Source organism: Streptomyces sp. NPDC046557 (assembly GCF_040645975.1).
Taxonomy (GTDB): Bacteria; Actinomycetota; Actinomycetes; order Streptomycetales; family Streptomycetaceae; genus Streptomyces.
This window is the reverse complement of sequence record NZ_JBEYZH010000008.1, coordinates 83,546-96,593: the sequence shown is the minus strand read 5'-3', so window position 1 is coordinate 96,593 and position 13,048 is coordinate 83,546. Positions and strand designations below refer to the sequence as shown.

General features: G+C 72.3%; 10 protein-coding genes and 1 pseudogene. 5 read left to right on the top strand and 6 right to left on the bottom strand.

The window, feature by feature from the left end; all coding sequences use genetic code 11:
• Positions 1–5 precede the first annotated feature (5 nt).
• Both ABZ934_RS17440 and ABZ934_RS17435 read left to right on the top strand, forming a co-directional pair.
• Positions 6–1,922 carry a TerD family protein gene (locus tag ABZ934_RS17440; RefSeq protein WP_361313549.1) on the top strand — a complete coding sequence of 639 codons (1,917 nt, stop codon included), beginning with the start codon at positions 6–8 and terminating at the stop codon, positions 1,920–1,922.
• A 292-nt stretch (positions 1,923–2,214) separates the two neighbouring features.
• Positions 2,215–3,198 (top strand): TerC/Alx family metal homeostasis membrane protein, encoded by a 984-nt coding sequence (locus ABZ934_RS17435; RefSeq protein WP_361313546.1) that lies wholly within the window; start codon positions 2,215–2,217, stop codon positions 3,196–3,198.
• Positions 3,199–3,206: 8 nt separating this feature from the next.
• Here the strand turns inward: ABZ934_RS17435 and ABZ934_RS17430 are convergent, their stop codons facing one another.
• From ABZ934_RS17430 to ABZ934_RS17420, 3 genes are all read right to left on the bottom strand, one after another.
• Positions 3,207–4,523 (bottom strand): MFS transporter, encoded by a 1,317-nt coding sequence (locus ABZ934_RS17430; protein ID WP_361313849.1) that lies wholly within the window; start codon positions 4,521–4,523, stop codon positions 3,207–3,209.
• 135 nt (positions 4,524–4,658) lie between these two features.
• Positions 4,659–5,315 carry an MBL fold metallo-hydrolase gene (locus ABZ934_RS17425; protein WP_361313544.1) on the bottom strand — a complete coding sequence of 219 codons (657 nt, stop codon included), beginning with the start codon at positions 5,313–5,315 and terminating at the stop codon, positions 4,659–4,661.
• A 9-nt stretch (positions 5,316–5,324) separates the two neighbouring features.
• Positions 5,325–6,014, bottom strand: a complete 690-nt coding sequence (locus tag ABZ934_RS17420) for a maleylpyruvate isomerase family mycothiol-dependent enzyme (RefSeq protein WP_361313541.1) — start codon at positions 6,012–6,014, stop codon at positions 5,325–5,327.
• Between the two features lie 186 nt (positions 6,015–6,200).
• Here ABZ934_RS17420 and uvrA point away from each other — a divergent pair, with 186 nt between their 5' ends.
• Entirely contained in the window at positions 6,201–9,188 is a 2,988-nt protein-coding gene (gene uvrA / locus ABZ934_RS17415; protein ID WP_361313539.1) for an excinuclease ABC subunit UvrA, read from the top strand.
• A gap of 217 nt (positions 9,189–9,405) precedes the next feature.
• Here uvrA and ABZ934_RS17410 read toward each other — a convergent pair.
• Together ABZ934_RS17410 and ABZ934_RS17405 are read right to left on the bottom strand one after the other, a co-directional pair.
• Positions 9,406–9,654, bottom strand: a pseudogene (locus ABZ934_RS17410) (NAD(P)H-binding protein); the annotation flags it as partial.
• A gap of 195 nt (positions 9,655–9,849) precedes the next feature.
• Entirely contained in the window at positions 9,850–10,725 is an 876-nt protein-coding gene (locus tag ABZ934_RS17405; protein WP_361313536.1) for a carbohydrate kinase, read from the bottom strand.
• An 80-nt stretch (positions 10,726–10,805) separates the two neighbouring features.
• On the opposite strand from ABZ934_RS17405, the gene ABZ934_RS17400 reads away from it, so the two are divergent.
• Positions 10,806–11,237 (top strand): Rieske (2Fe-2S) protein, encoded by a 432-nt coding sequence (locus ABZ934_RS17400; RefSeq protein WP_361313533.1) that lies wholly within the window; start codon positions 10,806–10,808, stop codon positions 11,235–11,237.
• A 32-nt stretch (positions 11,238–11,269) separates the two neighbouring features.
• Here ABZ934_RS17400 and ABZ934_RS17395 read toward each other — a convergent pair whose 3' ends face one another.
• A complete protein-coding gene (locus ABZ934_RS17395; protein WP_361313530.1) occupies positions 11,270–12,208 on the bottom strand; it encodes a hypothetical protein in 939 nt (312 codons plus the stop codon).
• Positions 12,209–12,439: 231 nt separating this feature from the next.
• Between ABZ934_RS17395 and ABZ934_RS17390 the strand changes: the two genes are divergently transcribed.
• Positions 12,440–13,048, top strand: a complete 609-nt coding sequence (locus ABZ934_RS17390; RefSeq protein ID WP_361313527.1) for a papain-like cysteine protease family protein — start codon at positions 12,440–12,442, stop codon at positions 13,046–13,048.

Genomic DNA, 13,048 nt, shown 5'->3' with positions numbered 1-13,048 from the left:
GCACGATGACGGCCGAACTGGTCCGGGGGCAGAACCACCCCCTGTCCCGGCACCAGGTGGAGATAGGGGTCGTCGCGGGTGCGCCCGTACTGGCCCTGGTCTCGGCCGGTGACGACGAGGGCCGGCTGCCCGGCCCGGAGGCGCTGGCGCACCCGGGCGCCCGGACCCTGCCCGGGCTCCGGGTGCCGGGGTCGGCCGCCGACCGGCACCGGTTCCCCGTCGACCTCGACGCCGTCGGGGCGGCCGTCCACCGGGTCCGCCTGGTGCTCGCGCTGCCGCCCGGCGGACCGGCCCGCTTCGGCGCGGTGCCGGCGCCGCACGTGGTGGTGGCCGGCCCCGACGGCGTCGAGGTCGCCGCCTACGCCATCACCGGCCTCGATTCCGAGACCGCAGTGGTGGCCCTGGAGCTGTACCGCAGGCAGGACGCCTGGAAGGTCCGCGCCGTCGGCCAGGGTTACGCCGACGGGTTGGGCGCCCTGCTCGCCGACGCCGGACTGGCCGGCCCGACCGCCGGCGCGCTGGCCACGGCGGCCCTGGGGGAGGACTTCTCCCTCGCGGCTGCCGTGACGACGCCGGCGCCCACCGCCCCGCACGGCCTGCCCGGACCATCCCGGTCCGGCGAGGCCCGGGCAGGCGGAACCCGGGCAGGCGGAACCCGGGGCGATGAGGCGCCGGCCGCCCCCGGCCCGACGGCCATCGACTACGCCCACCCGCGCCGCCGCCGTACCACCACCGAGCCGCCCGAGCCGGCGCCCGGCCCCGAGGCGCCCCAGGAGCCCGGGACACCCCCGCGCCCCGTCGCCGGGGACGCGAGCGGCTGGTCCATGGAGGAGCGGCTCTACAACCAGGTCTGGGGCATGTTCGAGGACCTGGCCCGCACGGTGGCCGCCTACCGCAGCGCCGTCGACTTCGCCGACTCCCGGCTCGACCGGGAACTCGACGAGGCGTTGTCCGACCCCCGCGCCCGCCTCGGTGGAGCCGGCAACGCGGCACGGGACGCCGCCCGCGCCCGCCGTGACGAACTCGTCGCCCGGGCCCAGGCGGTCCTCGACCGGGACCTCGCCCAACTGCGCGCCGAATCCGATGTCGTCGAACCCGCGCTGCCCGCCGCGTACGCCCGCTGGGACAACCCCGTCTGGCACGGCGCCGGCGTACCCCAAGAGAGCCCGCTCGCGCTGCGCCTGGGCGACCTGAGCCTGCCCGAGGCGCCGGGCCTGCGCGTGCCGATGCTGATGCGGCTCCCGCTGGAGCGCGGGCTGTGGATCGACAACGGCCGCACCGGCTCCGAGGCCGCCATGACCATGGACACCGACCGGCTGCGCCGCCTCGCGATGGACACGGCCGTGGCACACGCGGTCCGGCTGCTCGCCGTCCACCCCGCCGGCCGGTTCTCCGTCGACGTCATCGACGCGGCGGGCGCCGGGGTCGCCGCGCTGGCACCCCTCGTACGGGCGGGTGTGCTCGCCGCCCCTCCCGCCGCCGGGGCCGAGGGCGTCACCGCGACCCTGGAGCGGCTGACGCGGCGGGTGGACCTCGTACAGATGGCGGTGCGCGCAGGGGCACCCGAGGAACTCCCTCCGGACGTGGACCCGGCGGACCAACTGCTGATCGTCCACGACTTCCCGCACGGCTTCGACGACCGCGCCGTCACCCGGCTGCGCTATCTGGCCGACGAGGGGCCGGCGGTCGGCGTACACCTGCTGATGGTGGCCGATCGGGACGAGGCGTCGGCTTACGGACCGCTGCTCGATCCCCTGTGGCGGTCGCTGATGCGCCTGTCGCCCGTACCCGACCACCACCTGGCCGACCCGTGGGTGCACCACGCCTGGACCTTCGAGCCGGACCTGCCCCCGCAGCGGAGCGAGGTCCTCGACCGGGCGCTGGAGCGGATCGCGGAGGCCCGACGGGGCGCCCGGCCATGAGGCCCCGGCGCCACGCGACCCGGCCCTCCCATGACCTTGCGGTGACCGTTCGCTGACCTTTCTTTGGTCTTCTCTTTACCTTCACGCCTCCGGCGGCTACTGTGAGGAGCGCGGAGGGGAGTATTCCTGCTTTCCTGCTACGGCGTGCCCGTCAATACGGACCCCACCGGTCATACGACCGTGGTCGGTCCCGGGGCGCCGGCCCCCGGCCTCCAGGCCGCCCGGGTGGAAGAGACCTCCGGCAGCGATGACGCTGACACAGTGCTGAGCCATCCGCCGGAGGCGTGTAGACATGGACGTTTCGTTGACCCTCTGGGTGCTGACCATCGTGGGTCTGGGCATCCTCATCGGCGCCGATTTCCTGATCGGCCGCAAGCCGCATGACGTATCGATCAAGGAGGCCGGCGTCTGGACGGTCGTCTGGATCGTCCTGGCCGTGCTCTTCGGCCTCGGCCTGTCGGTCTTCGGCAACGGCCAGGCATCCCAGGAGTTCTTCGCCGGCTTCGTCACCGAGAAGTCCCTGAGCGTGGACAACCTCTTCGTCTTCGTCCTGATCATGGCGAAGTTCGCCGTACCGTCCCACCTCCAGCAACGCGTCCTGCTGATCGGCGTACTGATCGCCCTACTGCTCCGCGCGGTCTTCATCGCGGCCGGCGCCGCGATCATCGCGAGCTTCTCGTGGGTCTTCTTCCTCTTCGGCGCCTTCCTGATCTACACCGCCTGGAAGCTGATCCAGGAGGCGCGCAAGGATGAAGAGGAGGAGGAGTTCGAGGAGAACCGTCTCCTGAAGTCGGTCGAGAAGAAGTTCGGCGTCGCCGACAAGTACCACGGCACCAAGCTCTTCGTCCGCAGCAACGGCAAGCGCGTCCTGACCCCCTTGATGGTCGTCATGCTCGCCATCGGCACCACCGACGTGCTGTTCGCCCTGGACTCGATCCCCGCGATCTTCGGCCTCACCCAGGACCCGTACATCGTCTTCACCGCCAACGCCTTCGCCCTGATGGGTCTGCGCCAGCTGTACTTCCTCATCGGCGGCCTGCTCAAGAAGCTGGTCCACCTCAGCTACGGACTGTCCGTCATCCTCGGCTTCATCGGCGTCAAGCTGGTGCTGCACGCCCTGCACGAGACCGGGGCGCACGTCCCGCAGATCTCCATCCCGGTGTCCCTCGGCGTCATCTGCGGTGTCCTGGTCGTCACGACCGTCACCAGCCTGCTGGCGTCCAAGAAGCGGGCGGCCGCCGAGGCGACCGCCCGCACGGAGAGCGTCGACGCCTGATCCGACGGCTATACGGGGGCGGCCGCTTCGGCCGCCCCCTTCTGCGTACCCGCGCCCGGGCCCGCCCCGGGCCCCGCGACGGCGGGGTTCGTCTCCGGCAGCAGCGCGAAGCAGACCAGGCTGAGCAGGGCCATACCACTCAGGTACCCGGCCACGCCCCACGGCGGACCGGCGCCGTCCGCGAGCGCCGTCGCCACGATGGGGGTCAGGGCCCCGCCCAGCACGCCGCCCAGGTTGTAGCCGACGGCCGCCCCGGTGCACCGCACGCGCGGGGCGTACAGCTCGGGCAGGTAGGCCCCCACCACCGCGAAGGTGGTCACCATGCCCACCAGGCCGCCGAGGAAGCCCAGTGTCATCAGCAGCGGATCGCCGGTGCACAACAGCGCGACGAAGGCCGGCATCCACACCGCGCAGGTCGCGCAGCCGATCAGACACAGCGGCTTGCGACCGTAGCGGTCGCCCAGCACCGCGACCAGCGGGGTCAGCGAGCCCTTGAGCACGACGGCCGTCATGACGCAGGCCAGCATCACCGTGCGATCCAGACCGAGGTGCTTCGTCGCGTACGCCAAGGACCAGGTGGTGGTCGCGTAGAAAACGGAGTAGCCCGAAGCGAGGGCCCCGCCGGTCAGCAGGAGCAGCCGCCAGTGGCCGCGCACCACCTCGGCGAGCGGGGCCTGCGAGCGCCGCCCCGTCTCCGCGAGCGCCCGGAACTCCGGCGTCTCCTGCACCGAGCGGCGCAGCCACAGCCCGGTCAGCGCGAGCAGCCCGGCGGCCCAGAACGGCACCCGCCAGCCCCAGGAGGTGAACTGACTTTCCGTCAGGGTGGCCGACAGCACCAGGATCATGCCGTTGGCCAGGACGAAACCCACCGGCGGCCCCATCTGCGGGAAGCTCGACCACAGTCCGCGCCGGCCCTCGGGCGCGTGCTCGGCCGTCAACAGGACCGCGCCGCCCCACTCGCCGCCCAGCCCGAGCCCCTGGAGGAAGCGCAGCAGGAGCAGCAGCACGGGCGCGGCCGTGCCGATGGAGGCGTAGGAGGGTACGCATCCGACCGCCACCGTGGCCAGGCCGGTGAGCAGCAGGGAGCCGAGCAGCACCGGGCGGCGCCCGTGGCGGTCGCCGATGTGGCCGAAGAGGGCGGAGCCGAGGGGGCGGGCGAGGAAGCCGATGCCGAAGGTGCCGAAGGCGGCGAGGGTCCCGGCGAGGGGCGAGAAGGACGGGAAGAAGAGCGGGCCGAGCACCAGGGCGGCGGCCGTGCCGTAAACGAAGAAGTCGTAGAACTCGATGGCGGTCCCGGCGAGCGAGGCCAGGGCGAGGCGCGGCATCGAGGGGGAGTGGCCCGGGGAGGGGTCTTGTCGCATGGTGCGGCAATACCCCGCCCCGGAGCCTCAGGGCGTGCGTTCGGTCATGAACGACCGGAAGGAGTGCCCGTGCGCGCCGTGTTGACCGGCGTCACCGTCCTACCAGCCGCGCTCGCGCCACTCGGCCAGGTGCGGCCGCTCGGCGCCGAGCGAGGTGTCGTTGCCGTGCCCCGGGTAGACCCAGGTCTCGTCCGGCAGCCGTGCGAAGAGCTTCTCCTCCACGTCGTCGAGGAGCCGGACGAAGGCTTTCGGGTCGCCCCACGTGTTGCCGACGCCGCCCGGGAAGAGGCAGTCGCCGGTGAACACGTGCGGGTGGCCGTGCGGGTCGTCGTAGATCAGCGCGATCGAGCCGGGGGTGTGGCCGACCAGGTGGCGGGCGGTCAGCGAGACCCGCCCCACCGTGACCGTGTCGCCGTCCTCGACCAGGACGTCGGTGGGGACGGGGATCCCTTCGGCGTCGTGCGCCCCCGCGTAGGTGCGGGCGCCCGTCGCGTCGACCACGGCCCGGAGCGCGCCCCAGTGGTCGCCGTGGCGGTGGGTGGTGAGGACGGAGGCGATGCCGTCGTCCCCGATCAGACTCAGCAACGTGTCCGCCTCGGCGGCCGCGTCGATCAACAGCTGCTCACCGGTGGCCCGGCAGCGCAACAGGTAGGCGTTGTTGTTCATCTCGCCCACCGCGACCTTGGAAATCATCAGGTCCGCGATTTCGTGCACGTCGGCAGGACCGCCGACCTTGACCGCTCCGCTGTACGTCATGCCTTGATCCTAGAGCGGGGGAAGGGTCGGCAGGGGGCCGCCGGTGGTGGTCAGGGCGGCGCCCTTGTCGGCGCGGCCGGCCAGCCAGGCCAGGAGCTGGGCCGCACTGCCCGAGACGGTGACGGCCGCCTCCCCGGCGGATCCGGTCCGCCAGGTGCGACCGTCGGTCGCGGCCAGGGCCGTGGGCGGCACCTCGGGACGGCCGGACCAGCGGTCCGCGAGGAAGGCGATCTCGCGGCCCGTGAACTCCTGCGGGAGGTCTTCGAGCGTGTAGCCGATGCCGAGGTCGACATGGTGCAGCTCCACCTCCACGAGCCGGCGGAACGGCACGTTGGAGGCGAGGTCGGTCACACCGCCCCGGAGCTCGACGGTCCGCGACCAGTCCTGGTCGGCGTCGGCGACGGCCAGGAAGCGGTCCGCGGAATGACGGACGTCCTCCGACTGTTCCACCAGAGGTCGGCCGGAATCGCGCTCGATGTCCGCGTCCCGCGCCTCCCCGCTCGTGTACATCGCTCGGCCCTCGAAGACGTTGACGAGGGCGTCGGCGTTACGGGCGAGGTGGGCCAGGATGTGGCCGCGGGTCCAGCCGGGCAGAAGTGACTCCTCGGCGAGGGCCGCGTTGTCCAGTTTCGCGACAGCGGTCAGCAGTCGGTCCGTGGCTTCACGTACAGATCGCAGGTCGTGCACATGATCAGTCATGGGGCCGAGCCTAGTGCGCGCGGGGCGTCGGCCACACGATCGGGTGAAGCCCACTTGCGCGTGCCGTAAATCGAATGCGCGTGCTATACGCTCGGAAGTCAAGCACGACTCCACCGCTAACGCGCCCCCCATACCCTGGGACGGGGGCCCGTGCCCCCCGCTCTCTCAAGAAAGGTGCGGACCGGCGTGACCGACCGTCTCATCGTTCGTGGCGCTCGCGAGCACAACCTGAAGAACGTCTCGCTCGACCTGCCCCGCGACTCCCTCATCGTCTTCACCGGACTCTCCGGCTCGGGCAAGTCCTCCCTGGCCTTCGACACGATCTTCGCCGAGGGCCAGCGCCGCTACGTCGAGTCGCTCTCGTCGTACGCCCGCCAGTTCCTGGGGCAGATGGACAAGCCCGACGTCGACTTCATCGAGGGCCTCTCCCCGGCCGTCTCCATCGACCAGAAGTCCACCTCGCGCAACCCGCGCTCCACCGTCGGCACGATCACCGAGGTCTACGACTACCTGCGCCTGCTGTTCGCCCGCATCGGCAAGCCGCACTGCCCCGAGTGCCGCCGGCCGATCTCGCGCCAGTCGCCGCAGGCGATCGTCGACAAGGTGCTCGCGCTGCCCGAGGGCAGCCGCTTCCAGGTGCTCTCGCCGCTGGTGCGCGAGCGCAAGGGCGAGTTCGTCGACCTCTTCGCCGACCTCCAGACCAAGGGATACAGCCGGGCCCGGGTGGACGGGGAGACGATCCAGCTCTCCGAGCCGCCCACGCTCAAGAAGCAGGAGAAGCACACCATCGAGGTGGTCATCGACCGCCTCACCGTCAAGGACTCCGCCAAGCGCCGGCTCACGGACTCCGTGGAGACGGCCCTCGGCCTGTCCGGCGGCATGGTGATCCTGGACTTCGTCGACCTCGCCGAGGACGACCCGGACCGGGAGCGGATGTTCTCCGAGCACCTCTACTGCCCGTACGACGACCTGTCCTTCGAGGAGCTGGAGCCGCGCTCCTTCTCCTTCAACTCGCCGTTCGGCGCCTGCCCCGAGTGCACGGGCATCGGCACGCGCATGGAGGTGGACCCGGACCTGATCGTCCCGGACGAGGACAAGTCGCTGGACGAGGGCGCGGTGTCCCCGTGGTCGCTCGGTCACACCAAGGACTACTTCCAGCGGCTGGTCGGCGCCCTCGCGGGCGAGCTGGGCTTCCGTACGGACATCCCCTGGGCCGGGCTGCCGCAGCGCGCCAAGAAGGCCCTGCTGTACGGCCACCGCACCCAGATCGAGGTCCGCTACCGCAACCGGTACGGGCGCGAGCGGGCGTACACGACCGCCTTCGAGGGCGCCGTGCCGTTCGTCAAGCGGCGGCACGCGGAGTCCGAGAGCGACGCGAGCCGGGAGCGCTTCGAGGGCTACATGCGCGAGGTGCCGTGCCCGACCTGCGAGGGAACCCGGCTCAAGCCGATCGTCCTCGCGGTGACGGTGATGGAGAAGTCCATCGCCGACGTCGCCGCGATGTCGATCAGCGAGTGCGCCGATTTCCTGGGGCAGCTGCGGCTCGACGCCCGTGACAAGAAGATCGCCGAGCGGGTCCTCAAGGAGGTCAACGAGCGGCTCCGCTTCCTGGTGGACGTGGGCCTTGACTACCTCTCCCTGAACCGTGCCGCCGGCACCCTCTCGGGCGGCGAGGCCCAGCGCATCCGGCTGGCCACGCAGATCGGCTCCGGCCTGGTCGGCGTGCTGTACGTCCTGGACGAGCCCTCCATCGGCCTGCACCAGCGGGACAACCACCGGCTGATCGAGACCCTCGTGCGGCTGCGTGACATGGGCAACACCCTGATCGTCGTCGAGCACGACGAGGACACCATCAAGGTGGCCGACTGGGTCGTGGACATCGGTCCGGGCGCGGGCGAGCACGGCGGCAAGGTGGTGCACAGCGGCTCGCTCAAGGAGCTGCTCAAGAACGACGAGTCGATGACCGGGCAGTACCTGTCGGGCAAGCGGTCCATCCCGCTGCCGGACGTACGCCGTCCCGTGAACGGGGAGCGGAAGCTCACCGTCCACGGTGCCAAGGAGAACAACCTGCGGGACATCGACGTGTCCTTCCCGCTGGGTGTGCTCACGGCCGTGACCGGTGTGTCCGGATCCGGCAAGTCCACGCTGGTCAACGACATCCTCTACACGCACCTGGCGCGCGAGCTGAACGGCGCCCGGTCGGTGCCCGGCCGGCACACCCGCGTGGAGGGCGACGACCTGGTCGACAAGGTCGTGCATGTCGACCAGTCGCCGATCGGGCGGACGCCGCGGTCCAACCCGGCGACGTACACCGGTGTCTTCGACCACGTGCGCAGGCTGTTCGCGGAGACGATGGAGGCGAAGGTGCGCGGCTACCTGCCGGGCCGCTTCTCCTTCAACGTCAAGGGCGGCCGGTGCGAGAACTGCTCCGGTGACGGCACCATCAAGATCGAGATGAACTTCCTGCCGGACGTGTACGTCCCGTGCGAGGTGTGCCACGGCGACCGGTACAACCGCGAGACGCTGGAGGTCCACTACAAGGGCAAGTCCATCGCCGAGGTCCTGAACATGCCGATCGAGGAGGCCCTGGACTTCTTCGAGGCGGTGCCGACGATCGCACGGCACCTGCGGACGCTGAACGAGGTGGGCCTCGGGTACGTCCGGCTCGGCCAGTCGGCGCCGACGCTGTCGGGTGGTGAGGCGCAGCGCGTGAAGCTGGCGTCGGAGCTGCAGAAGCGGTCGACGGGGCGGACGGTGTACGTGCTGGACGAGCCCACGACCGGCCTGCACTTCGAGGACATCTCGAAGCTGATCAAGGTGCTGTCGGGGCTGGTGGACAAGGGGAACTCGGTGATCGTCATCGAGCACAACCTCGATGTCGTCAAGACCGCGGACTGGGTCATCGACATGGGCCCCGAAGGCGGTTACGGCGGCGGTCTCGTCGTCGCCGAGGGGACGCCGGAGCAGGTCGCCTCGGTCGGGGCCAGCCACACGGGCAAGTTCCTGCGGGACATCCTGGGGGCGGACCGGATCTCGGACGCGGCGCCGGTCGCGGCGCCGGCCCGGAAGCGGGTCGCGGCGAAGAAGACGGCCGCGGCCAAGAAGACGGCGGCGGCACCGGCCAAGACGGCCGCCGCCGCGCCGAAGAAGGCGGTACGGGCCCGCAAGAGCTGACGCGGGAGGCGGGCGGGCCGGGGTGTTCCCGGCCCGCCTCACCCCCGGTGCGCCTTACCCCGGCCGCCTCGTCCCCGCGCCCGCAGCGGCTCGGTTCGCCACGCCCACCGGGCGGTCGAAGGTGGACTGATCCGTCAGGCAGGCCAGCAGGGCGTCCGCCACGTCGGCGCGCGCGATGATCCCGGGCGCCCGGCACGTTGGCCCCGATCACCCGGCGGTAGCGCCCCGTACCCGGCCGGCTCAGCAGGCGCGGCGGGCGGACCACCGTCCACCGGATGCCGCTCGAACGGATCACCGCCTCCATCACCGCCAGGTCCGCGTACAGGTCCCGCAGCGCCCGTCGCAGCAGCGGGAGGAAGCCCTTGCGCGTCAGCATCCCGTCCCCCGGCACGTCCGGCCCGATCGGCGCCGCGCCGACCGCCGCCAGCCGGCTCACCCCCGCCTGCTCCATGGCCGCCACGATGGCCCGTACCGCCGTACCGCCGTACCGCCGTACCGCCGTACCGCCGTACCGCCGTACCGCCGTACCGCCGTACCGCCGTACCGCCGTACCGCCGTACCGCCGGCCCGGCGACCGGCGTCAGCCGCGACTGCTTGTTGCTCGGGGAGCCCGGCGCCGTCGAGGAGTTCGCCTCCGCCGTGGCCGGCACCCTCTGGGCGGCTATCCGCTGAGCTCGGCCGCGTACGGGGGTTCCGCGCCCGCCCGCGTGCAGGTCAGCGCGGCCGCGTGGGCGGCGTAGGCGAGGACCCGCGGCCAGTCCACCGGCCCGCCGGAGCCCACCAGGCGGTGCAACAGCGCCGCGTTGACGGTGTCGCCCGCGCCGATCGTGTCGACCACGGTCACCGGGCGGGCCGTCACCGTGTGCTCCGCGCCCTCCCGCGTCCGGACCGTCAGCCCCGCGGCACCCCGGGTCAACACCACCGCCGAGGGCCCGGCGGCCAGCCAGTCCTCGGCCCGGCCGCCGAGCCAGGCCGCGTCCTCCTCCGAGAGCTTCAGCACGCTGACGTAGGGGAGCCGGCGCAGGAAGCGCCTCCGGTACGCGGCGGGATCCGCGATCAGCGCCGGGCGGATGTTCGGGTCCAGCAGGGTCAGCAGCCCGCGCGCGGACTCCCGGCGCAGCAGGGCCTCGTACGCGCTCGCCCCCGGCTCCAGCACCAGCGAACAGGTCCCGAGCGCGAGGGCCCGCGCACCGGAGGGGAGCGCGGGCGGCAGGGCGAACAGCCGGTCGGCGGTGCCCTCGACGTAGAAGCGGTACTGCGCCGAGCCGTCCGGCGACAGAGAGGGCACGGCCAGCGTCGTCGGCTCGGGCCCGCGCTGGACCGACGAGAGGTCCACCCCGGCGGCCCGCAGCCCGGCCAGCAGGCTTTCGCCGAAACCGTCGGTCGAGACCCTGGAGCAGAAGGCGACCCGCTCCCCGAGCCGCCCGAGCGCCAGCGCGGTGTTGTACGGCCCGCCGCCCGGCCGGGGCACGAGGGCCCCCGGCGGGTCCGCGAGGGGCACCAGGTCGATCAGGGCTTCTCCACCGACGACGATCACGCGGGGAAAGTACCCCATCGGGCGGCGGTATCGTCGGGTGGGCCCGGCCGGCCGCCGGCCCCCGACACCAGGAGCAGCGCATGTCCGCGTCACCGTCAGCCGCCCGCCGTACCGTGCTCAAGGGCGCGGCCGCCCTCACCGGGGCCGCCGGCGCCGGCCTGACCCTGGCGGCCTGCTCCACCGCGGCGAGCGGCGCGGCGGGTTCCCCGGCGGTGCCGGGCGAGCCGGTCGAACTCGGCGCGGCGGCGGACGTCCCGGTCGGGGGCTCGAAGCTGTACCGGGAGCAGAAGCTCGTCGTGAGCTGCCCGGCGGAGGGCCAGTACAAGGCGTTCACCGCCCAGTGCACCCACGCGGGCTGCATCCTGGACAAGATCGTCGAAGGGCAGGGCAGCTGCCCCTGCCACGGCAGCCGCTTCGACGTGGCCACCGGGAAGGTGCTGCGCGGCCCGGCCGCCGACCCGCTGACGCCGGTCCCGGTGAAGGCGGAGGGCGGCAAGCTCATCGCGGGCTGAGCCGCGGGTCCGCGAACGGTGCGGGCGACGGGTCAGTCCCAATCCCAGACGATGCCCACGATCCCGCGCCGTACCGCCTCCTCCACGAGGTGCACGGCCCGGTGGCGCCCGCTCGGAGTCAGGTCGGCCAGCCCGGTGCGCGGTGCGCCCGGACCGGTTCGGGTGAAGCGCCGGCAGCGCACCGGCAGCGCGGCCTCGTCGAAGCGGACCTGGAGCACGTACTGACCGCCGGTGTACGTGAAGCCGCGCACGTACTCGGTACAGCGCCCGCCCGTGCCGTCCTCGAAGCCGTAGCCGAAGAGGTACGTGTCGCCCGCGCGCAGCCGGGCGTCGAAGAGCAGCTCGGCGACCGTCACCCCCGCCCCGCGGTGCCACCGCACGCGCCCGGTCCGGCAGTTCTCGCCCGCGCGGACACGGACGCGCGCCGGGTCGCAGCCCGGATCGCCGTGGTGGACGGCGAGGTAGCGGTCGACGCCGTCGCGGTGGGCCCGTACGACGTGCTGGGAGGCGCGGTCAAGCAGCTCGCCGCCCGCGCCGACGCGCACCCGTTCGTGGTGGCCGACCGTGTGCAGTCCGCCGTCGGTGGGCAGCTCCAGGCCGGCGAGCAGTTCGTCCACCGCCGCGCCGGCGCCGACGAGGGCCCGGTACGGGCGGGCGGACGGACGGTGGGTGACCGGCCCTGCGGTCCCGGGAGCGGACAGCAGCCGCAGTAACGTTCCCTCGGGCAGTTCCAGGATCTGCTCCAGGGCGCCCACGGCCTTCAGCGATTCGGGGCGCTGCGGCCGCCGGGCCCCCTGCTGCCAGTAGCTCAGGCTGGTCACGCCGACCTTGATGCCCCGGGCCGCGAGCCGGTGCTGCACCCGGTGCAGGGGCAGGCCGCGGGCGGTCAGCGCGGCGCGCAGCGCCAGGTGGAAGGGGCCCGCGCGCAGCAGTCGTGGCAGGTCCGGGTCGCTCTCGTCGGTCGGCCGCACGCCGGCGCTCCTTCCTGTGAACGTTCACGGGCGGCGGGGCGGGGGACCACGCCGGTGACTGCTGTGGTCCAGGTGACGGGACCCCCGCCGTTCACACCGGCGCCCCGCCGTTCACACCGCGATGTCACCTCGCATTGAAGCCTGTTGACCTGTCCGCAACAACACCCTGATGCTCCTCACCAGCGTCCGGACGCGCTCCTCCATCCCCACTCCCCCCACGGGAGGAACGCGATGCGCAATCCCCACCGGCGGCCGTCCCTGGCCGTCACCCTTCTCACCGCCCTGCTGTTCGCCCTGCCCGCCGGCACCGCCACCGCCGCCGATGCCGGCTCGCAGGCCACCTCCGCCCTGTCCGCCCTGTCCGCCAACCGCCTGAACATCACGATGCAGGCCCAGCAGAAGACCAACTGGTGCTGGGCCGCCTCCGGCAACACCATCGCCACCTGGTTCGGCCGCACCTACAGCCAGAACCAGTTCTGCAACGCCGCCTTCAACCGCCAACAGGGCACCGAATGCCCGAACAACCAAGCCACCTTGGGCAACGTCCAGACGGCCCTGCGCTGGGCGGGCATCAACTCCGGTTCGTACGTGACCGGATGGCTCCAGTACTCCACCGTCCAGACCGAGATCAACGCCAACCGCCCGGTGGAGACCCGTATCCAGTGGTCCAACGGCGGTGGGCACATGCACGTCCTGTACGGCTACGACACCGCCAACAGCTGGGTGTACTGGGGTGACCCGTGGCCCTCCAACGACCGCTACAACTGGGCCTCCCACGCCTGGTACGTCGACAACGACACCTTCTCCTGGACCCACTCGCTCTACCGGATCGGAGCGTGA